Genomic DNA, 23,820 nt, shown 5'->3' with positions numbered 1-23,820 from the left:
TCACTCGACCCCCTTCGCCTCGGTGCTCGCGAGGAGTTCCTCGAAGACCCTTTCCCAGGACGGCAGCGCGCGCGAGGACCGGTAGCGGCGCAGCGCGTCCAGCACGTCGAGCCGGACGCGCAGCCAGCCCGAGTTGGGGAAGTACTGCTCGATCATGTTCCGCCACACGTCCACCGGCATCCGGTACGCGGTCTCCTTGTGCCAGGGCACCGGCTCGGCCCGGAAGCCGTCCCGGCCGGTGAACACCGTGCCGGAGAAGAGCAGCAGCAACGGGATCTCGCCGCGGGACAGTGCCCGGAAGTACGAGGCCGAGGCCACCTCGGTGTCGTAGGTGCACGGCACCGGGAGGTCGACCTCCGTCGCGCCGGTGAACCCCGGCACGGTGATGGAGGCGTGGGCGAACTGGAGCGGCTTGAGCGTGCTGCTCCAGCGGTCCGGTTCGCCGAACAGGTCGCCCAGCATGCCGACCTCGTCCGGGTCGTAGGCGCGTCCCGCCGGCTCGATACGGATCTGGCAGCGCAGCGCGACGGCGTGTACCGGCTGGTGGTCGGCCTCCTCGATGCGGAGCCCGAACAGCAGCGTGGGTCCGGCGCCGAAGGGTTCGGGGCGCACCCCGGTGCAGGTGAAGCGGAGATCGGTCACGGCGTGCCCCCGGAGTGCGTGGCCGTGGTCCCGGACTCCGCCGTGGCGGGCGACCCGGAGCCGGCGGCTGTCGAGCGGTCCGGCTCCAACGGCCGCGCGGCCGCCGTGATCCGCTCGAAGAACTCCGCGATGTCCGCCCGTGCCTCCGCGCCGCCGTCGAAGCCCTTCCAGTGCAGCCGCATCCGCCCCACGAGTTCGTAGCAGACGTCGACCGGAACGAGCGTGCACGTGACCGGGGTGCCTCGCTCGTGGTGCAGCAGCAGTGCCTCCACGTCCGGTTCGAGGACGTCGGCGAGCCGGCTGCGCCCGAGGACCGCGTCCCAGGTCTGCGGGTCGAGTTCGCTCTCGGTAGCGCCCGCCGGACTCGGGTAGAAGGCCGCCAGCCGGTCGAGGTCGGAATTGCGGAAGAAGAAGGCGAGCGCGACGGGGATCTGCAACCGGTTCCAGTCCGCCTCCTCCAGCTCGAACCCGGGATCGGTGAGGTACCGGGCGGGGACGGCCCGGAAGCGGCCCTGTCCCGCGCCGGGCCGGGTGAACAGCAGGTGGCAGGGCGGACAGGCGCACTTCAGGGATCGCCGGGTGGTGTCGACGAGATGCCGGTGCTCGGCCGGCAGCGGCTCACCGCACAGGTCGCAGCGCTCACCGGCCGGGGGCGGCCGGCGGGTGAACTGCTTCAGCACGTCGGCGGTCACGGTCCCGCCCCCAGCAGCTCGCCGGGCAGCGCCACCCGCACCTCGCCGTTCTCCTCCAGCAGCGGCACGGGTTCCAGATGGGCCCGGTCGCCCCGTCCCGCCCGGTGCACGTCGAAGGTGGCCGCGCACTCCGCGCAGCGCAGCGACTCGCCGTCGAGCACCGCGGGGGCGAGGCTCGTGGCACACACCGGGCAGCGGTCGCGGTAGGCGTACAACTGGCCCGGCAGCCGGACGAGGAGCAGAGCACGGCCGGACACCTCGGTGACGCCGGTGGACGGCTCCCCCGAGGGCAGAGCGCCGGGGCCCACGACGTACCAGCCGGCCGGGTCGTCCGCGTTGCGCGGCGGCCCCGCGGCGCCCGGCGCGTCGTCCGGGCGGTGCGGGAGGATCTGGAGCAGGTTCGGCTGCGCCTCCTCGTCGGTCACGCCCTCGACCTCGATGTGCGCGACCTCGGGGGCGATCCGGGCGACCGCCTCCTCGATCGTCCAGCGCACGGTCTGGGTGGAGGAGGGGCAGCCGTCGCAGCTGCCGCGCAGTCTCAGCCGCAGCGTGGGGCCGTCCTCCGCCTCCAGGTCGAGCCCGGCCACCTCGACATCGCCCGCGTGCGAGCCGAGATAGGGCCGGACCTTGTCGAGGGCCCGGCCCACCCGGGTCGCGGTGTCCTCGGGATGCAGGTCGTGCAGGATCAGCAGATCGCTGACCAGTTCGTCGGCGGTGAGCACGGCCAGCGGGTCCGCGCCGTGCGGTGCGGCGCCCAGCAGCCGTACCGCACGTTCCAGGCCCTCGCCGTAGAACTCCACCAGAGAGCGCACCAGTTCGTCCGCGGTGTCGCGTGCCTCCGGTCCCGCCTGCTGTGCCAGTTCGTCGAGCAGCGTCTCGATCCGCTCGCCCGTCTCCTGTCCGGCCATCGGCAAGCACCTCTCCTGAGGAAGGTCAGACCGCCAGTCCGCTCAGCCCGGTCGGCATGTGCGTCTCCTCGACGGTCCGCCCGCCGCCGACGTACATGTGCACGCCGCACGGCAGACACGGGTCGAAGCTGCGGACGGCCCGCATGATGTCGATGCCCTTGAAGGTCTCGGGCGGGTTCTCCTCGAAGATGGGGGTGTTCTGCACCGCGTCCTCGTACGGGCCCGGTGTGCCGTAGCTGTCGCGCACGCTGCCGTTCCACGGCGTCGGCGGATACGGGTGGTAGTTGGCGATCTTGCCGTCCCTGATCACCATGTGGTGGGACAGCACGCCCCGGACCGCCTCGGTGAAGCCGCAGCCGATCGACTCGTCCGGCACGTCGAACTTCTCCCAGGTCTGGGTGCGTCCGGCGCGGATCTCCTCCATCGCCTGCTCGGCGAAGTAGAGGGCGGCCGCGGCGGCGTACGCCTGGAAGTAGGTGCGGGCCCTGTTGCGTTCGAGGGCGTTGCTCCACTGCGGGATCTTCCACTCCAGGGCCATCTCCGGCTTGGTCATGGTGCGCGGCAGGTTGATCTGCACGCTGTGCCCGGTGGCCTTGATGTAGCCGATGTCGACGAGTCCGGACAGGGCCGTGGACCACAGCCTGGCGATCGGGCCGCCGCCGGTGTCCAGGGCGAGGTGGTCCTTGCCGTCGAACCAGCGCGGTGACATCACCCAGCTGTACTTGTCGTCGAAGTCGCGCTTCTGGGGCGCCGGGATGGTGTGCTGGTTCCACGGGTGCCGCTCGTCGACGGGGTTGCCCAGCGGGTCCCGCTCGACGAACTTCCCCATGCCGGCCCAGTCCTCGTAGTACGAGCTGCCGAGCAGGATGCGGATGCCGAGGTTGATGTCCACCAGGCTGTTGGTGACGAGCTTGCCGTCGACGACGACTCCCGGGGTGACGAACATCCGCCGGCCCCAGTCCTCCATGTGCGCGTACTGGAAGTCGCAGTACTCCGGGTCGTTGAGGGCGCCCCAGCAGCCCAGCAGCACCCGGCGCCGGCCGACCTCCTCGTAGCCGGGCAGCGCCTCGTAGAAGAAGTCGAAGAGGTCGTCGTGGAGGGGGACCACGCGCTTCATGAACTCCACGTAGCGGGTGAGGCGCGTCAGGTAGTCGGTGAAGAGCTGGATGGTCGCGACCGTGCCGACCCCACCCGGGTAGAGCGTGGAGGGGTGCACGTGGCGGCCCTCCATCAGGCAGAACATCTCCCTTGTGTAGCGGCTGACTTGAAGGGCCTCGCGGTAGAACTCGCCCTCCAGCGGGTTCAGCGAGCGCATGATGTCGGCGATCGTCCGGTAGCCGTGGTCGGCGGCGTGCGGGGCCTCGGTGCGCTCGGCGAGTTCGAGCACGCCGGGGTTGGTCTCGCGGACCATCCGTTCGCAGTAGTCCACGCCGACCAGGTTCTCCTGGAAGATGTTGTGGTCGAACATGTACTCCGCGGCCTCGCCGAGGTTGATGATCCACTCGCCGAGAGCCGGGGGCGCGACCCCGTACGCCATGTTCTGCGCGTACACCGAGCAGGTGGCGTGGTTGTCGCCGCAGATGCCGCAGATCCGGCTGGTGATGAAGTGCGCGTCACGCGGGTCCTTGCCGCGCATGAACACGCTGTACCCACGGAAGACGGACGAGGTGCTGTAGCACTCCGCGACGCGCTTCGCCTTGAAGTCGATCTTGGTGTGGATGCCGAGACTGCCCACGATGCGGGTGATCGGGTCCCACGACATCTCCGTGAGGCCGTCACCGGCCGGCTTGTTCGTCGCCGTCGCCATGGTGCCGCGCCGCCTTCCTGTCGGGTGTGCTGCTCAGCGGATGACCGCGGTCACCACGGGGCCTTGTAGCCGGTCGTGAGCTTCTCGCCCTTCCCGCGCCACTTGGGTTCCTTCTCGACGGTCTTCTCGGTGATGTGCCGCAACCGCCGCACGACCGAGCCGTAGATACCGCTCGCCGTCGCGGACACATGGCCGCCCGGCGGCTCGTCCATGAACGGCATGAACTTGTCGGGGAAGCCCGGCATGGTGCAGGCGATGCAGATCCCGCCGACGTTCGGGCAGCCGCCCACGCCGTTGATCCAGCCGCGCTTGGGCACGTTGCACTTGACCACCGGACCCCAGCAGCCGAGCTTGACCAGGCACTCCGGGGATCCGTACTCGGTCGCGAACTGTCCCTGCTCGTAGTACCCGGCCCGGTCGCAGCCCTCGTGCACCGTGGCGCCGAAGAGCCAGGTCGGGCGCAGCTCCTCGTCCAGCGGGATCATGGGCGCCGCGCCCGCCGCCTGGTAGAGCAGGTAGAGCAGGGTCTCCGAGGCGTTGTCCGGGTGCACCGGGCAGCCCGGGATGCAGACGATGGGGATGCCCGCCTTCGACTTCCACTCCCAGCCCAGGTAGTCCGGCACGCCCATCGCCCCGGTCGGGTTGCCGGCCATCGCGTGGATACCGCCGTACGTCGCGCAGGTCCCGATGGCCACCACGGCGAGCGCCTTCGGCGTGAGCCGGTCCAGCCACTCACTGGTGGTGATCGGCTGACCCGTCTCCGGGTCGTCGCCGAAGCCGCACCAGTAGCCCTCGGGCTTGACCCGTTCGTTCGGAATGGACCCCTCGACGACCAGTACGAAGGGCTCCAGCTCTCCGCGGTCGGCCTTGAAGAACCACTCGACGAAATTGTCGGCGCCCTCCACGGGGCCGCACTCGAAGTCGATCAGTGGCCAGTGCACCGCGACCTTGGGCAGCCCGGGCAGAGCGCCGAGTGCCAGCTCCTCGATGCTCGGCTGGGTCGCGGCGGTCAGTGACACGGAGTCGCCGTCGCAGCTCAGCCCGGCGTTGATCCAGAGGATGTGAACGGTGGGGTCGTCGGTCGGGTCCTGCGCGTCGTCCTGTGCGACGGGGTCGGTCGTCGTCGCGGTCGGGGCGTCCATGAGCCCTCCTGGGAAATTGGCTGAATCCAGCCAAAAGTGGCCAAACTGCCTCTCTCATGGTGACCGGCGAGGAGCCCGCAGGTAAGTGCGAACGGGCCCTATCGTCCTCGCGCACTACCCGGGCGGACGCCGATGGCGCCCGCCCGTCGTACGGTCACGGCGCACCCGCGTCCACCGAGGCGTCCGTGCTGTCCCAGTGGTCGATCTCGAAGGTGACCTCGGGGCCGCGGGTCACCCCGTCGTCGCGGCGCAGACCGGACGCCACCGAGATGGGGAAGCCGTCCGGGTCGGCGTCGGAACCGCGCTCCCGCAGGAGGTCGGCGATCCGGCCCCGCAGGTCCTCGCGGATGAGGGCCGCCATCTCGCCGGTGAGCCGTACGTCCCGGTGCGGGGCGTGACCGTCGCCGTGACCGGTCAGCCGCACCGAGGGCAGCGACAGGCCGTGGTCGCGGTTCCACAGCCCGACCCGGACCAGGTGCTCGGCGAGCTGGCCGAGCTTGAACTGGCCGCCGTCGGCCATCGCTCCCGACGCCTCGAAGGTGATGAAGCGGTGCAGCGGCGGGCTGTGGCCGTGCAGGACCACGAGGGTCAGCGGGTTCGCCTCGGCCGAGGCGTGGTCGGACAGCAGCGCGCCGTGCGTCTCGTGCAGGGACTCGCCGGGGCGGCGGCTGTAGGAGCGGAAGTACCACTGTGCCCTGCCCTCGATCATGGGGGCCGTCTTCAGCATGCGCGTGGCCGCCTGGCGCAGGGTGCGGTCCTGCTCCTCCTCGGGCGCCCCCCGGTCGCGGGTCTCCTTCGCCGTCACCAGCGCGTCGGCCAGTCGGACCAGCGCCGAGAGCCGCTCCGCCTCCTCGGTCGCCCCGCGCTGCTCCGCACGGCGCGCCCGGCGGCCCAACGCCTCGCCCACCGAGCGCAGTTCGTCGGCCGACTGTCTCAGGTTGTACTCGACCGCCCGCGCCATCTCGGCGCGGGTCCTGCTGACCCGGGCATGGTTCTCCAGGGTGAGCTGGGACCGGCCGTCCTCGCTGGACAGCACGACGGAGGCGAAGTGGTACCCGAAGTGCGAGCCGCCCTCGCTGCCCGGCTTCGCGTAGTTGACGTCGAGGGACGGCTGCCCCTCGGGACCGGCCGCACCGACGGACTGGACGAGGTAGCCCTCGCCCACCTCGGCCCAGGCGCCCTCGTTGACCCCGATCCGCAGTGCCGCCGCCGACAGCGCGTCGCGCCGCGGGTCGTCCACGTGCTCGTAGCTCAGCGCCCGCCCGTACTCCTCGCCGGGCAGCGGTGCCCCGCCCTGGCCGCCGACGTCCCGGTCGTCCCGGCCGAGCTGGGCCGTGGCCCACGCCGGTCCGGTGCGGGCGGGGTCCAGCTGCCCGTCGGCGACCTGGACGAGGGACTCGGCGAGGTGGTGTGTGCCGGTGACCTCCGCCGTGTCCAGGGCGCTGATCCTGCCGGTCGAGACACGGGAACCGGGAACGCGGAACACCGCGTGGGAGGCCCGGACCTCGCCGGACACCATCTGCGCGAAGTCGCGGCAGGCCTCCTCGTCGGAGCGGCCCGAGCGGGTGAGGAACTCCGGGCTGATCCGCAGCAGCGGCTCCCCGGGCGTTCCGTCCTCGTGCCGCGGGACGAGGGTGACCTCGGGATCGGCGGTGAGCCGGACCTTGCTTCCGGCGGCGGCCAGCCGGGCGTTCGCGTCGTCGACGGCCCGCTGGGTGGCATACGCGTGCCGGCTCAGGTTGCCGCTGTCGTCCACGGCCAGGGTGCGGTCCTGCGACACCTCGATCCGGGACGCGTCGCCCACGCGTACCTCCTCGAACTGCTGGACGGGCAGCACCAGGGCGGGGCTGTCGTTCCGGGCCGGGTCGGCGGCGTGGAAGGTCGCGAAACGGGTCTCGGGAAGCCGCTGGAACAGCACCGTCCCGTCCGAGGCGTCGGTCGTGTACGCGTCCGTGACCAGGCGGTTCGCCCGCAGCGCGGCGAACGGGTCGGGCTCTCCCGTCGCTTCCCACCGGGGGTTCGCCCCGAACAGGGTGATGCGCTCCCCCCTCATGGTCGTCGTCCGGAAGTGCCGCAACTGGAGGGTGCCGCCGACCGGAGTCCAGACCCGGCTCCCGGTCACCTGGTGAAGGGCCCGCGGCAGACCCAGGGCGCCCTCCGGGAGGTCGCGCACGGCGAGCACGATGTCGGCGTGGGAGGGCCGGTGCGGGTCGTTCGCCAGCAGCGCGGCGAACTCCTCGGGATCGGAGAACCTGAACTTGCCGCCCGGTGTATCCAGGATGATGTGGCTCTCGGACGCCCGGGCCGTCACGACATACGCGTGCGCGGGCAGCGCCGCCGTCTCCCTCGCCCCGCCGTCGCGGACCACCGCGTAGCGGGTGGCGTCCAGCCGGGGCCGTCCCGCGCCCGACCAGTTGCGGCCGTGGTCCGTCCGGGTGTTCTCGTGCAGTACCTGGCGGAACAGGTTCTCCACGTACGCGTCGTCGCGGCCGGCGAACGGCGCGGCGCCCGGGGCCCGTTCCGTGCCTGTCCGGTCCGCGTCCGGGGAGAGCAGCACCTCGCGGGCGGCGTCATGGCTCAGGCCGGGCGCGCCGTCCCCGGTGTTCGGGAGGTCGCGCAGGACGGGACCGGAGTCGGTGACCGCCTCGATGGCCCGCGCGTACGCCTCGGGCACCTCGATCGTGTCGATGTCCGCCATGACGCCGTGCCGGTCGCTCTGCCGCTCCAGTCGGCGGAAGAGCGTCGACGGGTCGTGGTAGCGGTCCGGCAGCCCCGCGTAGTGGAGCATCTCGTGGAGGGCCCTCGCGTCGTCGGCGATCCCCTCGCGGGTGCCCAGCGGGAAGGTGAACTGGTCCCAGTCCCGGCCGGGTCGGTCGCTTCGGCTGATCTCGATGGCCTCCGGGTGGTCCGGGCGGTGCTCCACCTCCACGTCGATGTGCAAGTGGTCGCCCGAACCGGGCAGCCGCAGCCCGCCGTTGACATGGGTGTCGAGCAGCGACTGGAGCCGGTTCCGGTAGGAGCCCAGGTCGTCGGCGCCGAAGCCCGCGCCGAACCGGACCGGCAGATGCAGTGACAGGTTGCGGACCCAGCGGCCGTCGTCGGCCTGGACACGGGCGATCGCCGTCCGGACCACGACGTCCCGTCCGGCCAGCATCCCCGGAGCCGGCCGGTCCGCCCAGGGGCGGCGGGCCGGGTCGTACCGCTCGGTGCGCAGCACGGCCCACGCCGCCCGTTCCCGGCGGCCACGCCACTGCCCGGGGCGGACGGGAGCCCGTCCGGTCTCGGCGGCGGACGACGGCGCGGGTACGGGCGAGGGTTCGCGCGGGTCGGACGAGGACTCGCGCGATGCGGGCGGCGCCGCGTCCGGTTCGGCCGACTGCTCAGCCGGTACGGACATCCGCTCCGCCGTCACGGCGGGCCGCTCGGCCGCTACCACTGACTCCTCGGCCGGCACGGCAGGCCGTTCACCACCGGCGGGCGGCAACTCGTCGCGCACGGAGGGGCTCTCGTGCCCGGCCTCGCGCGACCGGCCGTCGTCGCCCGGCGCCATGTCGGCCGCTACGGAGGACTGTTCGCCAGGCAGGCGGGTCACGGTGACCAGGGCACGGCTCCGGGCCGCCGGGGTGTCCTGCGCCGGGTCGGTGCCGTGCGGCAGCTCGGGGCCCCGTGACTCGCGCACGATCGTCAACGAGCCGGACGTCAGCGGTGATCCGAGGCCCCGCAGATGGGCGTCGAGCCGCCGGGCGAACAACTCGCCCACGGCGTCGGCGCGTTCGGCGCCCATCTGCACGGACCTGCCGAAGTGGGGCCGGCCCGCCACGGACGCGATGCCGTGGCCGGTGATCGTCACGTCCGGCAGCCGCAGCCCGGCGGCGGCGCTCCGTGCCGCGCCCTTCGCCACCTCGGCGGCCAGGGTGTCCACATGGGCGACCTCGTCGGGGCCGAGCGCGGTCACGTCCTGCGAGGCGAACCCCACGGAGCGGATGACAGCCGGTGCCGGCTCGGCCGGGGGAGCCGCGTGCTCCGGGACGGCCGACGGTGACGGATGTGCCGTGCGCGGGGCACGGGGGCTGAGTTCGTCGGCGCGCAGGTCCGCGACGCGACTCCGGGGAGCGGGCGCTGGGGCACGGAGAGGGGAGATGAACGGCCGCTCGTGCACGGAGGGGGCCGCGCTGGATGTGGTGGGTGTGCCGGGATGTTCGGGTGCGGCCGGTGCCGCCACCGTGGACCAGTGGAAGACGTGACCGGCCACGGTCCGGGGCGTGCCGTAACGGCCCTGCTCGTCCTGGCTGTGCACGCTGATCCGCACGGGCTGACGCATCAGCGCGGCCGGACCGTTGATCTTGGCCTTCCCGGGTTCGGTGGCCGCCCTGCCGTGCGGCAGCGCCGCGTCGGGGGTCGGACGGCTGGGGGTGCCCGGGATCCGGGTGACCGGTCGGGCCGCGTCGTACGACTGGTCGCGGGCGATCCGCCCCGTGTTCAGCGGGACCGCGACCACCGGATCGCTGGTGAGGACGGAGAAGTCCAGCGGCGAGACGGTCCAGTTGTAGGTGTCGGTGGCGGTGGTGGCGTCCTCGCCCTTGACGGCGACGGTGAGTTCGTCGTCGGCGGATTCACGGCGGCTCAGCTCCACCGCGGGTCCGGTGGCCTCCATGGACAGGGCGACGGACGTGCCGGGCACCCGGTAGGGGGCGTCGGCCGTCTGCAGTCGGTGGAACAGCGCCGGCAGGGACTGCCCGGAGAGCGTCTGACGGATCGCGAACTGCTCCTCCAGACTGAGGCGTTGCTCCTGGCTCAGGTCGTGGTCCCGGCCGAGGCGCGCGTCGGCCACGAAGGTGTTGAGCAACCGCGTCCCCCTGGACACCAGCGGCTCGGGCAGAGTCGACCGTGCCGCCCACCCGGCCACGTCGGCGCCGCGCGAGAGCGCCCACGAGTAGTACGCGCCGGTCTGCCCGAGCAGTCCGTCGCCCCACGGCCGGGGGGTGGCCTGGGCCCGGACAGCGGTGTCGTGCAGGGCCTTCGCGTTGTCGAAGCCGACCAGGTCGTGGGCCTCGCCCAGACCGGCCTGCCAGGCCGCGTGGTCGGTCGCGTCGGTCCGGCGCGGGAGCAGGCCGAGTTCGAGGTCGTCCGGCCGGGCGGCCACGGCGGGGTCGGGGGTGTCCGGGAGACGGGGGTGCGGGGCCGCCGTCGCGCTCTCGGTGAGCGACTCCGGCACCCAGGCCGTGGTCGCGAACGGGCCGACGGTCTCCGGGCCCCGGTCCAGGTGGACGAAGCGTCCCCACTCCGTGCGCCGGGTGACCGTCACCTCGAACGACATGCGCGTACCGAAGCGGGCGTTCGCGTCGCCGTAGCCCGAGGTCTTGTGGCCGACCGTCGTGGTCACGCCGGACTCGGCGCCGGTGCCCCGACCACCCTCGACGGCACCGGCGGGAGCCAGCGAGGCCGCGTTCATGTGCGGGACCGGGGGCCGCACGGAGCCACGGAAGTTCGCCTCCGCGCCGAGCGACCACTTGCCCGCGGCCTTCCCCTTGACCGTGTGGGCCGCGCTCACGTCGCGGGTCAGCGGCCGGTCCGAACGCGAGCCGTCGTCGCGCCAGCCGTCCGTGATCCCGCGTACCAGCACCTCCGTGACGACGCGTCCGGCACGGGTCTCCTCGACGTGCCGGTCCAGGACGCCGGGACCGACGAGTTCGTCGTAGCGGGCGGCGAGGCCGTCCGGCGAGAAGGTGTCCGCGAAGGGCAGGGCCGCCACCGGGACGGCGTCCTCGGCGGCGCCGCGCAGCTGGTGGTCGATCGCCCGCAGGACGGGGTCGGTGTCCGGGATCTCCACCAGGGCGCCGCCCGAGACCCCCTGGTCGAGCAGGGTGGCCCGCAGCGGCGCGGGCGATCCCTGCGTCCGGTCGGCGGCGTCCGGGACCGGCGGCCCGGCGTGCAGCCGGGCCACGTCCTCGTCGGACAGCAGCACGAGCACCTCGTGGTCGCGCCGGACCGGACGCCCGACGTGCGGCACTCCCGCCGCGTCGGTGACCCGCCCCGCGACGCTCATCTCGGCGGTGGCACGGTAGACGTGCCAGGTGCCGGTGTGGCTCACCTTGCGCGTCGTGCCGGTCTGCTGCTTGAGCGTGTCGGCGCCGTCCCACTGACCGCCGAGCTTCCCCTTGAAGCCCCCGCGCACCTGGTACCCGGTGGTCAGCTCGCCCGCCGCCGTCTCCGGGAACGAGCCGAAGTCCGGGCCGATGCCGCCCTTGAGGGCCCAGGACGTCTGGTCCGTGAGCGTGGTGGACCCGGTCGCCTTCACCTCCAGATCGAGAGTGGCGTCCCCGGCCAGGGTCTCCTGGTAGGTGAGGTCGCCGAGCCGGGTACGGACGGACAGACCGACGGTGTCGGGGTCGCGGCCGTCGCCGACGTGCTGGTCGAGGGTGTTGGCCCAGCCGGCGTGCGAGGCCGAGACCAGGCCGCGCAACTGCGCCTGCCCGGAGAGGGCGTGCACCGCTTCGCCGAGGTCGGGGACCGCGGGTGGCTCGCTGTCCGTCGTACGGGATCCGTACGCCCCGCGCAGAGCCGTCTCCGCCTGTCGCCGGAACGCCGCCTCGTCGGCGACGTGCGCCACCGCGTGCAGCTGCGGCAGCCGCGCGGGCCGCAGGAAGCGCGGCGGCGCCGCGGTCACCTCCGGGCGTCGCACCTCCACGCGCAGCGGCTCGCCGCCCGCGGGGGCGACCCCGCGCACCGGGTGCCGGGCCCGCCCGTCGGCGGACCGGTCCGCCGAGAGGGCACCCGGCGGCTCACCCTCCCGGTGCGGGCCGATCATGACGCTGTACGTGACCGGATAACTGAACGCGTCGGCCTGCCCCTTGTGCTGGAACCCGCGCTTGACCTGCGTCTCCGTACCGGCGACGGTCTGCCGCGAGGGACCGTACGAACCGTCGGCGCCGCCGAGCCCGAAGGCCCGGACCGTGTCCGCCGGGTTGAGCGCGCTGCGTACGTTGCCGCTGACACCGCCGGTGTGCTTGCTGCCCCGGGTGACGCCCTTGTCGGCGGCGTGGCCGCGGGTCACGGTGCTCTTGGCCGTCGAGTGCACGGCCCCGTCGTGGGCGCCCGCCCCGGTGTTGGCCCGGATCACGACCTCGTAGCTCCGGCCTGGTAGTCCCGGCAGGTGGGAGGCGTCCAGGGTGACCCGGAAGCTGCCGTCGAGGAGGTGGTCGCCCTCGGCGCGCAGACCGGAGCCGGACACGCGTTCGCGCAGCAGGCGCTGGTTCTCCATGGCCTGCGGGGTGACCCGCCCCGCCCCGGTGCCGGGCGGCGGGAGGATGCCGGGGGCCAGCGTGTGCAGGTGCCGCGTGATGTGCGCTTCCAGCTCCACCGAGCCGGGGACGTCGACGAACGCGGTGCGGTGGGCGGTCAGCGGCGTGCGCAGGTTCCGCGGTGCGGTGCGGGTGCCCGGGCCGTCGGGGTGGCTCTGCCCCGCGTCGCCGTCCTGGATGTCGGGGGTCTCGGCGGGGCGGGGCCGGATCCGGAGGACCTCGCCCGCCGGGGTGGCGGGCGCGCTCTCCTCGTCCCGGCCGGTGCGAGGCGGAGCGGGCTCGTGGCGGACCGCGCGCAGGCCGTCCGTTCCCGGTGAGAAGTGGTCGCGCAGCACCTCGACCCGGAACCGCACCCGGGTGCCGATCAGGTCGCCGGTGCCCGCGTGCTCGACGCTGTGCTCCAGGGAGAAGGTCTGCTTGCCCTTCTCCTGGTGCGCCTGGCTGTGGGCGTAGGTGTAGCCGCCGGTGAGCGTCAGCCAGGTGGACTCGTTGGTCTGCCGACTCTCCCACAACCGCCGCGAACCGCCACCGTTCAGGCCGACCGACCAGGTCGAGCTGTCCGTCCTGCCGGTCCCGTGCTCGCCGGTCGCCTTGCTGCTGACGGTGCGTCTGTCGGAGACGGTGCCCTCGTGGACGGAGGTCTCCGGTTCCAGGGTGAGCCGGAGCCAGGCGTGTCCGCCGTCGGAGAGGTCGAGCCGCTTCGAGGTCAGGCCCCAGCCGGCGGCGTGCTCGAAGCCGTCGACGACGTTCTTCGGGGACAGGAAGTCCAGGATGTCGTGGTGGGCGATACCGTCGGGCCGTTCCTCCAGCGGGAGTTGACGAAAGACGTCCGTGCGGGCGGTGTCGAGTCCGGTGATGTCGAGCGGTCGTCCCTCGACGGCTCCTGCCCTGTCGTGCTGCCAGCCGCCTGCCCGCGCCGCCCGCGGGGCGCCCGGCTCCGTGGTGGGGCGGGCGATCTCCGCGGTGACGTCGGCGGCGATGTGCACGGTGCTCGGCCGGGGGAGCGGGTTGCCGTCCGGACCGATGACGTCCGCCTCGTAACGGAAACTGGAGACGTAGGTGTCGGTCGGACCGGTGAGGGCGGTCTTCGCCGCGGACTCGGAGCCGTTGGTCACCGAGGTGTCGGCGGCGTGCGACACGCCGCCCGCCTTCACCGACGGTGTGACCAGGCCGAGCTGGTCGGCGTGGCCCGGCACCGGACGGATCACGACCGGCGCCAGCTCCAGGCCCGCCTCGGAAGTGGTGAGAGAGGTCTTCTTCGGCTCGTCCTGCCGCTTTGCCTCGGCCGTCCGCTCGAACCCCTTGCCGTCGTTCGCGTCGGCCCGGGGCGCGTCGGCCCGGTGGCGCCAGCCCGCCGGGTGGGCTGTGAGCAGCACGTCGTGCGGGGCGCCGCCCACCCGGAGCTGGAAACGCCAGCCGCCGTTGACCATCTGGTCGTGCCTCTCACGGAAGTTGGCCGGATCGAACTCGGCGTCGAGCTTCTGCACGACCTGCCGGTCGCTCCGGTGCTCGCGCGGCAGTGTCGCCAGGACCCGGGCGCGCAGCGCCTCCGGCCCCGGCGCGTCCGTGATCCTGACCCCGGCCAACGACCGCTGGTACCGGCCGCCCAGCCGCGCCGGCGGATCGCCGTGCGGCTCCGGCGACGCGGGCCGGTCCACCACAGGCTCGGGAGGTCCGCCCGCGCGGCCGGGATCACCGGTCGGCGTGGGCGGGCTCATGGGGTCGCCCTCGGGCTCGACGACCATCGGCTCCGGCTCGACCACGGTCTCCCGGACGACCGATGAGTGGTGCGACTCGGGCGCGACGAACGGGAGTTCGCGCGAGGCGACGGGCGATTCCGGCTCCTGGAGCAGTGGTTCGCCTCCCCTCGCCGCCGACTCGCCCTCCCTCGGCGGCAGTCCGTCGGTCTCCGACGCGGGGGACGGCTGAGGCTCCGTCGGTTCGGTGGGTTCCGCCGACCGGTCCACGGTCCGCGACTCCGGCTCGGGGGCGTCGATCCGCACGTCGGACGAGGGCCGCGACGGGAGCACGCCGGGCCGGGCGTGGACGAGTTCAGCCTCGTTCATCCCGGGGCGGAAGCGGAGCAGGGGCTCACCGCCCTCCTGGTGCGACTCCACGATCTTGGTGAAGATGCCCTTGCTGAACGGCGACGACGGTTCCCAGTCCATGTGGGCGCCGTGCATGACGGCCATGTCGTTCGCCATCATCTCGCCGACCACCCGGTCGTACGGGCTGCCCTTCAGGCGCGTACTGCCCGGCGTGCTGATGTCGAACACGTCGTGGTCGCCGGTGATCTCCCGCCAGCCGCCCTCCCGGTCCCGGCCGAACACGAGCCCGTCCTCGACCTTGAACTTCCCCTGGGCCGTCAGGTTCTCCATGACCGGGGCCAGGGTCTCGAACTCCTCGTTCCGCTGGGCGAACCGAGCCTCGACACGGCTCCAGGTCCGGTCGTCGAGGTCCCCGCGCTCCGGCATCCTGGGCCGGAAGTACCCGATCAGGCCGCGGTGTTCGGCCCGGGCGCCCAGATGGACGTCCACGTCGTTGATCGACTTGGCCTTGATGTCCTTCGGTTTGGGCAGCTTGCCCTGGTCGAGCCAGTCGGGAGCGGTCGGGTTGGTAGGCCGTACGTCGATCCGCAGCTGGTGCTTGGCCGACATCTCCTTGAACTTGGTGAAGTTGGCCTCGGGCATTCCGTAACGGGCCCGGGCGTCGGCCGGGGTGACTCCGGTCGACGACAGATGGCGCAGCTCGGCGAAGCCGTCCGTGGTCGGCACGGCCGACAACGAGGGGTGCTGCTGGGCGGCGTCGGCGCGGGCCCGTCCCTGGGCGGAGGACTCCGCCGCCGCTTCCGCCGAGGGGCGGGCGTCGGAGGAGGCCGGTGCGGGGCGCGTCATCATGGCGGTGCCGTCGGACTGCGCGACCGAACCGCCTGTCCCGGTGTCGTCCGAGGTCTTCGTCTGCGGGGCGCGCGGCGCGACCTCACCCCCGCCCGTCTGCTGCTGGTGGCCCGCCTGCGCCTGCTGCTGGTAGTAGGCCTGCCAGGCCATGTTCTGCTGGATCCGGCGCTGGGTCTCCCAGACGTCCGGCAAGTGTGGCAGGTACGTCTCGACGAAGTCCGCGTACATCTGCGAGGGGCCGTCGGGGTAGTTCTCCGGGGCGGTGTGGAAGAACTGGTCGATCGGCGTCAGGTACGGCTCGACCTCGAATCCGGCGAAGTTCCTGTTGGTGCGGATGTAGTCGCGTACCGCCTCGTACCGGCGCCGGGCGTGCTGGAGTCGGTCCGCGTCGAAGGCGTCATGGTCCTGGCCGCGCCCGTCGATCCCCAGCTCCTCGCGGATCGACTCCAGGTCCGTGTGGGCGAAGCCCCGTTCCCCGCCGTACACGGCGACCGGTTTGCGCCATCCCGCGGACGGGTCGGCGGGCCGGTACGAGCTGTACGGCGGTGTGTCCGTCTCGAACTGTTTCGCGTACCGGCCCGACGCGGTCGGCGGGTCCCCGACGACGACCCGCTCGTACCCCGGAGCGAGGCCGCCCTTACGGGTGTTGCCGGTGCCGTTGTGGTCGTGCCAGGCCTCCATACGGCGGGCGCCGGTCGCGTCCGACTCCTCCAGATAGTGCACGTCGTGGCCGATCAGCGCGACGGCCTCCAGGTTCCCCGAGCGGAAGCCGAGGTGCTGCACGCCGTGCTGCCGTGCGAGGTGGTCGTAGAGCCGGAACTGGCCGGTGCGGGTGTTGCCGCCCCACGCGGTGAGCCCCGGGTCGGCGCCGCGCCAGAAGCCGGTGACGTGATGGATGGCGTCGGTGCCCAGCTCGCCCCGCATGTCGTGGACCAGCTCGTCCCACTTGCCGCCCTTGGCACCGTCGGGGTGCGGGTCGCCGGTGATGATCACCGCCTTGTAGCCGTCCCCCACGTTGCGCAGGAGCTGGCGGACGCCCTGGAAGCTGGTGTCGTGCTCCATCCGGCTTCTGAGGTCGGACCACTGCGTGGCCTTGCCCGAGAAACGGGACCACAGGACCAGGACGGGCTTCTTGCCCTCCGGGATCCGTATGCCCTGGCCGGCCAGCCACGCCTCGACCGCCGGGTCGTGGTGCGGGCCCAGGTTCCAGGCGCCGCGTATCCGGTCGCGCAACGCCGGGGAGAACTCCCGGGCGACGTGATCGGTGCCGTCGGTGACGCCCCACAACTCCTTGACCTGGAACATGTCGTCGAAGGACTTGGGGATCAGCCACTGGTGCTGCGCGATGCGGGTCGCTTCGTGGTTCAGCGCCGGCCAGACGTTGTTGCCCGTCTCCATGCTGGGGACGTCCACGAAGTGGATGCGGGACTGCGGGATCCCGCTCTCGCCGTAGAACGCCGCGATGGCCCGGGACTTGTCGCGGACCGGGTCGTGTCCGGGGAGGCCGGCGGCCGGTCCGCGGGCGATGAGGACGTGTCGGTTCGGGTCGCTCAGCAGCGAGGTGAGGATGCCGAACTGGTCGCCGGAGGCGTAACCGGGCTGCATGATCAGCGAGTTGTCGGGCGAGTGCTTCGGCGTCCCGAACATCCGGGGGACGACCTCGGGGCCCCGCTCCGGGTCGCCGGCCCGGTTCTCCTGCTGGTTCGCCGTGTTCCGGCTCGCCGGACGGTTCCCGCTCCCGGCCTCCGACCGGTCCTGGCCCCGGTCGCCCGGCGCGTTCTCCGCCGGGGTCTCCCGGGACTCCGCGTTCTGGACCGCCGCGCTGTCCTGACCGTGACGCAGGGGGTCGGACACCGGGTCCACCCACACATGGCTCCGGTCGGTGGCCGAGGCCCCCTGCCAGGCGCGTGCCCACTCCTGGTCGTGCGGGAGACCCACCGACGTCAGGTCATCGGGGCGCGGGGTACCGGCCGTCTCGTCGAGGTCGCCGACCAGCGCGCCGATCAGCCGCAGATGACGGTCCCGCAGGCCCGCCTGGCTCAGGTTCTCGGGGGCCGCCGCCCGGTAGTCGCCCTGGAGGCTGCCCTCGACGGCGGGGCGGTGCGGGGTGCTCGCGTCGCGGTACTCGTCGCGCAGACCGATCTGGTGGGCCAATTCGTGCGCGTAGTCGACGGGTTCGGCGTCCGGCCACCACGACCGCTGGTCCATGCCCCGGTCCCGGCCGACCAGGTCGACGGTCAGATGGGGGGTGTCGCCGGGCCGTGCCCGCACCACGGTGATGTGCAGACGGTCGCCGTTCGGCAGGTGGTAGCCGGGCTCGTTGAGGAACTGGCGGACACCGTCGGCCATCCGGTCCCAGACGGCCCCGATGTCATGGCCCCCGCCATTACCGCGGAACGCGACCCTGACCGTGAGATCGGTGACCGGGCCGCCCTGATAGGTGAACCGGCGCGCCTCGAAAGAGGACCGGACGACGAAGCGCGGGGTGCGGTCGAGCCGCATGCGGGGCGCGGGCGCCCGCTCGCCATGACCGGGAACCGGTGGCGGGGCGGGGGTGGGCCCCGGGTCGGGCGTGGGTGGCGCGGCAGCCCGCGCGGTTGTGGTGTCCGGGTCCGTGACCCGGGAGGTCCGGCCGTCCCCTCCGTCGGCGTCCTGAGCCGTGGTGGCGGTCTCGGTCGTCGTGGGCGTCGCGGGGCCGGCGGCCGCCACCCTCTCCGGGACCTCCGTGCTCGGGGCCTGGTGCGTGGCCGGGGCGGTGGCGGCCGCCGCGGTCTCCGGTCGGGCGGCCGTGGGTGTGGCCGTGCTGTTGCCGGTCGACGGTGTGGTCGTCTCGGTGCGCACCGACGGCCGCGGTTCGGTGGACCGGGCGGGCCCCTCGGACGTCGTGGACGAACGGGTCGACTCCGCAGGGGAGGTGGCCGGACCCGAACCGGTCGAGGTCGTCGCGGGGCGTGGCGCGGACGTGGCGTTGCCGCCCGCGCCCGTCCCGGAGGCGACGCCGGTACCCGTACCGGCCCGGACGGTCGAGGCCGGGCCGGGTGATGCCGTACGGGCTGCCGCGGGGCCGCTCGCGCCGGACGAGGAGGAGACGGACGAGGTGGCGCCGGGTGTCGTCGTCAGGGTGGTCGCGAAGCCGGGCAGGCCGCCGTCGTGGGTGGCGGCGGCCGGGGTGTGCGGACCGTCGGTCGTGGAGTGGACGACGGGGGAGCTGTCGGTGCGCCCCGCGTGCGCGTCGGCTCCGCCGGTTTCCTCGCCGGTCCTGGTCGCGGGACCGTTCCCGTTCACGCTGTCGGAGTTCGTGGCCGCGCCGGTCGAGGGAGCGGACTTGCCCGGGGGCGGTGGCGGGTCCGAAAAGGCCGCCTTCTCCGCCGTCTCCAGGCCGGGCAGATCGAAGGTGAGCGGGCCGGGGACGTTCACATGGATCGGGTCGACCTCGGTGGTGCCTCCCTTGCCCCCGAAGCGCCGCTTCCCTCCACCGCCCAGCGCTCCGAGTGCGCCCGCGGAGATCGACGTACCGAACTCGTCCTGGCCGCTCTTGTAGATCCCGTACATGATCCCGGCGGTGCTCAGGCCGGTCGCCGCGCCCAGGACGCCCTTGCCGAGCAGGGAGTGCGCGAACTTCGGGGCCAGCACGCTGCCCGCGCCGAAGAACAGGCCGCCCATGGCCCCGCCGATGGCACCGGAGACGACGGCGGAGACCGTGTTGTCGGTGCTCCACTCGGTGCGGTCGCCCTTGAGGAACTGGATGGTCTGGACGGCGACGTCGAGGCCGACGTTCATGGCCACACCGGTCGCCACGGAGATGAGCAGCCGCCGCAGGATCATCTTCACCGCGACCCTCGCCGCGGTGACGGCCAGCGGGATCACCTCGGGCGCGAAGAAGGCCCACTGGGCGATCTGCGCGGCCAGCAGGATGAGCTGACCGAGAATCATGTACTTGGAGTACTCGACCTGGACGGCGGTGTGCTTGCCGAGCTTGCCCAGTTGGTCCGCCGACTGCGCCATCTCCGGCAGCGTGGACTCCAGTTGGGTGACGAAGCCGCGGAACTCGTCCGCGACCTGACCGCCCACGCTCTCCAGGACACCGTTGCCGGACGCGCCGATCTGCTCGCTGATCCCCTTGAGTTCCTGCGCGGCCTCGTTCCAGGCCTGGCCGAGGGCGTGCAGGTTGTCCTCGTTGCCCTTGGGCCAGGCCTGGCCGACCGCCAGCCGGGCGACCCAGGCGAGCTCGGGGGGCATGTCGACGCTCATGTGCTGCCGTGTTCCTCTGTCGGGCGTGCTCTAGCGGCGGGTGCGGTGCGGCGACGAGTCGCTCACCGACACGGAGTCGGAGGGCGTGATCGCGCGCAGCGCCTCGACGTTCTGCTCCTCGGTGCGCTCGAAGCCCTTGGCCATGGTGCGGATGCCCTCGACGGTGCTGTCCAGGACGTCACCGACCCCGGTGATGCCGTGCCCGAGCTGGCGCTTGGGCTCGGCGTACTGCTCCAGGAACTGCCGGCCGCTCTCGTCGTCGCCCCAGCACTCGCCGAGAGCGGACAGCCGGCCGTCCAGTTTGGTCGCGATGGACCGGATCCGTCCGGCCAGCTCCTGGACCTGTGGAGCGGCCTGTTCCAGTCGCTCGGTGTCGACGGAGAACGTGCCGTCACTCATGGGTCTCCCCCTGGAAGCCGTGGTCGACGTAGTCGCGTACGGAGTCCGGCATCGCCGGGTCCTCGGGCAGCAGGGCGGCGGGGTCGACGTGGCCCTGGAGCAGGTCGGCCACCGTCACCCCGGGTGGCAGCTCGCCGGCGAGCACGCCGGCGACGCCGTCCAGCGCCTCGGAGCGTGCCTGCTGGATGGTGGCGAGCAGGACGTCCGCCAGCTCCTTGGGTGCCATGCGGCGGTAGGCACCGGTCGGGAACTCGATGGCGGTGACCTCCCCCTGCGCGCCGACGGTCACCTTCACCGTCTGGCGCGGGGCGGTCGCCGTCGAGGTCGTCGCGTTGATCCGGCGCCTGGTCTCGGCGGCCTCCTCGCGCTGCCGGCGGTACTGCTCCAGCAGGTCCTCGATCTGCTGGTCGTACGGGCTGGACACGTGAACTCTTCTCCCTGTGAGCGGTGTCGACGGCTGCGGATCCTGGTTTTTGCGCGGACTCAGTACGTCGCCGCGGGACCGTCGGGGACGGTGCCCCAGGTGCTCTCCTCCTGGACGAGCAGGTCCGCGATGCCCCGGCCGGTCTCCTCGGTCTCCTCCTCGGGCTCCTCGGACTCGCCGTCGGGTGCCTCCGGTTCGGGCCCGCCGTCGCCGCACCCCGACGCACCCCGGACGACCTGTGCCGCGGACTGCGCCCCCGGGGCCTGCCGTTCCGGCTGCCAGGTACTCAACGGCTCGCTCGAAGCGCCCTGTTGCTCCTCCTCGGGGGTCTCCCGCGACTCCCGCTCTCCGCGGACCGCCCAGAGCAGCGGGACAAAGGCGCCCGCTCCCGCCCCGGCCTCCCAGGCGGAGAAGTCCTCCTCGCCGTCGTCGGCCACCGGACGCGGGACGAGGGCGCTCCCGTCGTCACCGGGCAGGGGCAGACCGTCGGAGCCGACCGCGACCGGTGCCGGAGCCGTCGCGGGTGCCACGGAACGGGCCCCCGGCGCGACGGCCGGTTCCGCCGCCGTGGACTCCCCCGCGCGCTCGCCCTCCTCGCCGCCGGATGCGGTGCCGCCGTCTTCCCCGGCGCCCGTGCGAGACCCGCGAACCGTCGTGCCCGACGTGCCGACCGTGCCGAATCCGGGCAGGTACGGCACTCCGGGGAGGGTGCCCTCCGCCGAGCCGACCTCGTCCGCCTCGGAGTCCTCGTCGGCCGCCCAGGGTTCGGTGGTCTCGTCCAACAGCCCCGAGGCGTCGGTGCGTTCGCTCGTGGCGTCCCGCCCACCGCCCGCAGCGCCCGCGCCGCCCATCCCGGGCAGGTACGGCATGCCGCCGGCGGCCAGGCCCTCGCCGCCCGCCGCCGCGCCCAGCTCCGAGCCGACGTCGTCGCCGCCGGTCAGCGCCTCGCCCTCCCAGGGCTCCGCGCTCGCGTCGAGCAGCCCCGAGGCGTCCGTCGGTTCCGAGGACAGACCGCCGCCCGAGCCCGTACCGCCCATGCCCGGCATGTAGGGCATCCCCGAGGATGTCGCGAGCTGCGACGGCATGCCCGACTCGGCGGCCGCCCCGTCGGCGAGGCCGCTGTCCAGACCACCGGTGAGCCCGTCGGAGAGTCCGTCGGCGAGCCCCGTGTCCCCGAACGCCTCGGGGTCGGCCGTCGACAGACCGTCGAAGGCCCCCTTGCCGGCGCCCAGCCGTCCGGTCCCCAGCCCGCCGAGGCCGCCGAGACCACCGAGGCCCGGGAAGGAGAGCGGGTTGAGCGCGTTGTCGAGGGCCGAGGGGTCGAGGCCGTCGAGACCGAGGTCGTCGAGTCCGGTGGGGTCGAGGCCCGTTCCGTCCAGCCCTGTTCCGCCCAGGCCGGTGCCGTCCAGCGAGGACGCGTCGCCGGGGAACCCCGCCACGTCGCCGGACGGGTCCAGACCGCCCGACCCGTCCAGCCCACCGATGCCGCCGCCCGTGTCGAGCCCCTTGTCCAGGCCGGTGTCCGGCATGCCCGACAGGTCCGAGAGACTGCCCGTGTCGCCGATCCCGCCGTCGGGTCCGCCGAGGTCGGGGCCCTCGTCCGGTGGGCCGTCGCCGGTGCCCGGACCGTTGGGGTTGTTGGCCGGGGAGGTGACCGGTACGGGGTTGACGATGTTGTCCGTCGTCACCTGGTAGGTGTGCGCCAGACTCTTGAGGACGCTCCGCATGTCCTCGTTCATCATCTGGACGAGTTCGGGCTTCTGACTGACCGGGATCAGGCCGTTGGACATCGGCGTGACGCCCATCGCGATCGCCTGGTCGGCGTACCAGCTGTCGATCTCGCCGAGCTTGTTCTGCGCGCTCTGGAGGGTGATCGCGTTGTTGGCCAACTGGTGGGGGACCGACCGGTCACCGGTCGAACCCCCGGCCAGGACATCGGCGTTGGCCTTCACCTGCCGGGAGAAGTTGGTCATCATGTCGAGGAACGCGTCGGCGGCGGCGCCGTTCCACGGCCCGTTGTCGCCGGCGAGCGCCTTGGCCTGGTCGACCAGGCTCTTGGTGACGCCCTCCAGGGTCCGCTGCACGTGGAAGAAGGCGTTGGCGGCGTCCAGGAGCGACTGGGGGTCCGCGACGGCACGGGCATGGGACTCGTTGGCGTCGGTCTCGACCCCGGCGGACATACCGGTGATGGCGGCCTTGATCTGCTTCCAGTCCCAGTTGTCGTAGTCGTTGATGCTGCCGCTGGACGAGCCGTCGGGGCTGCCGAAGATCGTGCCGTCGTCGCCCTGGTGGAAGCCGCCGCTGTTGTAGTCCGCCACTTTCGCTCTCCTGTACGCACCTGTGCCGTGTCTGTCGTCCCGCCCGCGCCGGCCCCCGTGAGGGCGACGCGAACGGGCCCTCGAAAGCCGGTCACGGCTCAGGCGGGGGCCGGTGTGTTCGTCGAGGGATTGCCGGTGCCGGTCATCCCGGTGCCGCCGTTCGACGTCATCATCGTGTTGAAGTCGTTGGCGGTGTTGCCGAGGGCGTCCGCGAGGTCGGTGGCCGTCATGTTGTTGGCCTCCTCCGTCGTGCCGTAGTCGTGGCTGAGCTGCTTGACCCCGTCCCGCAGGTCGGTGAGCCCTGTCACCAGCGCGGACAGGGCGTCGCCGTAACTCTTCTTGAGCCCCGCGTCCGCGTTGGGGCCGTTGACCTTCGTCCGCATCACGTTGGCGTGGTAGAAGGCGCCCGGAGCGATGGATACGTCCGCGAGAGCGGTGGCGACGTCACGCACCGGCTGGATCAACAGGTCGATGTTGGTGGCGAACAGGTCCATCGACGGGGTGCTGACCGAGGTCCCGTTCGAGCCGTTGCCGCCCGGCACCGGCGGCGGCACGAAGGGGTGCAGATCACTGAGGATGCCCGGCGCGTGCAGGACGTCCGTGCCACCGTGGTAGTGGTGGTCGCCGCTGCCCTGTGTGGAGCTGCTGTTGTTGTCACCGTGGTCGTTGGGGTTGTCGTTCGGGTCGCTGTGGCCCCGGTCGGCGCTGTCGTCGGTGATCGCCATGTCACTGGTCCCAGAGGCTCACACCGTGCCGCTCACCCGCGTGGTAGGCCTCGTTGATGTGGCCCAGCGAGTTCGTGGCGTTCTGAGCCTGGGTCACCATGTCGGCGGCCGCCGTGTCCCACTTCAGCTTGACCACGTCGTACGTGCTGCGCGCGTCGCTGGTCCACTCGCTGAGGTGGATCTTCGTGCTGTCGTCCAGGTCGGTCAGCGTCTCCTGGATCTTCTTGCTGATCGCGGCCATCTCACCGACGACGTACTCGATCTGGTCCATCTGAACCGTGTAGGTGGGCATCGTGGGGCTCCTTGAAGTGAAC

The 23,820-nt window shown here is 72.6% G+C and carries 11 protein-coding genes; all 11 read right to left on the bottom strand.

Going from position 1 to position 23,820, the window contains the following annotated elements; translation table 11 throughout:
* Complete coding sequence (locus AB0C62_RS02890) at positions 1-642, bottom strand: DUF6084 family protein (RefSeq protein WP_164374715.1); 642 nt, start codon at positions 640-642, stop codon at positions 1-3.
* Positions 639-1,334, bottom strand: a complete 696-nt coding sequence (locus AB0C62_RS02885) for a DUF5947 family protein (RefSeq protein ID WP_362969306.1) — start codon at positions 1,332-1,334, stop codon at positions 639-641. The genes AB0C62_RS02890 and AB0C62_RS02885 overlap by 4 nt, the downstream gene beginning before the upstream one ends.
* On the bottom strand, positions 1,331-2,242 hold the full coding sequence (locus tag AB0C62_RS02880) for a NifU family protein (RefSeq protein ID WP_362969305.1): 912 nt from the start codon (positions 2,240-2,242) through the stop codon (positions 1,331-1,333). The genes AB0C62_RS02885 and AB0C62_RS02880 overlap by 4 nt, the downstream gene beginning before the upstream one ends.
* Positions 2,243-2,267: 25 nt before the next feature.
* On the bottom strand, positions 2,268-4,049 hold the full coding sequence (locus AB0C62_RS02875) for a nickel-dependent hydrogenase large subunit (protein ID WP_362969304.1): 1,782 nt from the start codon (positions 4,047-4,049) through the stop codon (positions 2,268-2,270).
* Between the two features lie 50 nt (positions 4,050-4,099).
* Positions 4,100-5,191 carry a hydrogenase expression protein HypE gene (locus tag AB0C62_RS02870; RefSeq protein ID WP_362969303.1) on the bottom strand — a complete coding sequence of 364 codons (1,092 nt, stop codon included), beginning with the start codon at positions 5,189-5,191 and terminating at the stop codon, positions 4,100-4,102.
* A gap of 154 nt (positions 5,192-5,345) precedes the next feature.
* Complete coding sequence (locus AB0C62_RS02865) at positions 5,346-19,640, bottom strand: hypothetical protein (RefSeq protein ID WP_362969302.1); 14,295 nt, start codon at positions 19,638-19,640, stop codon at positions 5,346-5,348.
* Positions 19,641-19,670: 30 nt separating this feature from the next.
* Positions 19,671-20,039 carry a WXG100 family type VII secretion target gene (locus tag AB0C62_RS02860; RefSeq protein ID WP_362969301.1) on the bottom strand — a complete coding sequence of 123 codons (369 nt, stop codon included), beginning with the start codon at positions 20,037-20,039 and terminating at the stop codon, positions 19,671-19,673.
* Positions 20,032-20,463, bottom strand: coding sequence for a YbaB/EbfC family nucleoid-associated protein (locus AB0C62_RS02855; protein WP_362969300.1), 432 nt, complete (start codon positions 20,461-20,463; stop codon positions 20,032-20,034). The genes AB0C62_RS02860 and AB0C62_RS02855 overlap by 8 nt, the downstream gene beginning before the upstream one ends.
* A 59-nt stretch (positions 20,464-20,522) precedes the next feature.
* Complete coding sequence (locus AB0C62_RS02850; RefSeq protein ID WP_362969299.1) at positions 20,523-22,781, bottom strand: WXG100 family type VII secretion target; 2,259 nt, start codon at positions 22,779-22,781, stop codon at positions 20,523-20,525.
* Positions 22,782-22,879: 98 nt separating this feature from the next.
* Entirely contained in the window at positions 22,880-23,506 is a 627-nt protein-coding gene (locus AB0C62_RS02845) for a hypothetical protein (protein WP_362969298.1), read from the bottom strand.
* 1 nt (position 23,507) lies between these two features.
* Entirely contained in the window at positions 23,508-23,798 is a 291-nt protein-coding gene (locus AB0C62_RS02840; RefSeq protein ID WP_362969297.1) for a WXG100 family type VII secretion target, read from the bottom strand.
* Positions 23,799-23,820 lie beyond the last annotated feature (22 nt).

The sequence above is a fragment of the Streptomyces sp. NPDC048643 genome, assembly GCF_040650615.1.
In the GTDB taxonomy this organism is placed as follows: domain Bacteria; phylum Actinomycetota; class Actinomycetes; order Streptomycetales; family Streptomycetaceae; genus Streptomyces.
This window is presented reverse-complemented; position numbering and strand designations above follow the sequence as displayed.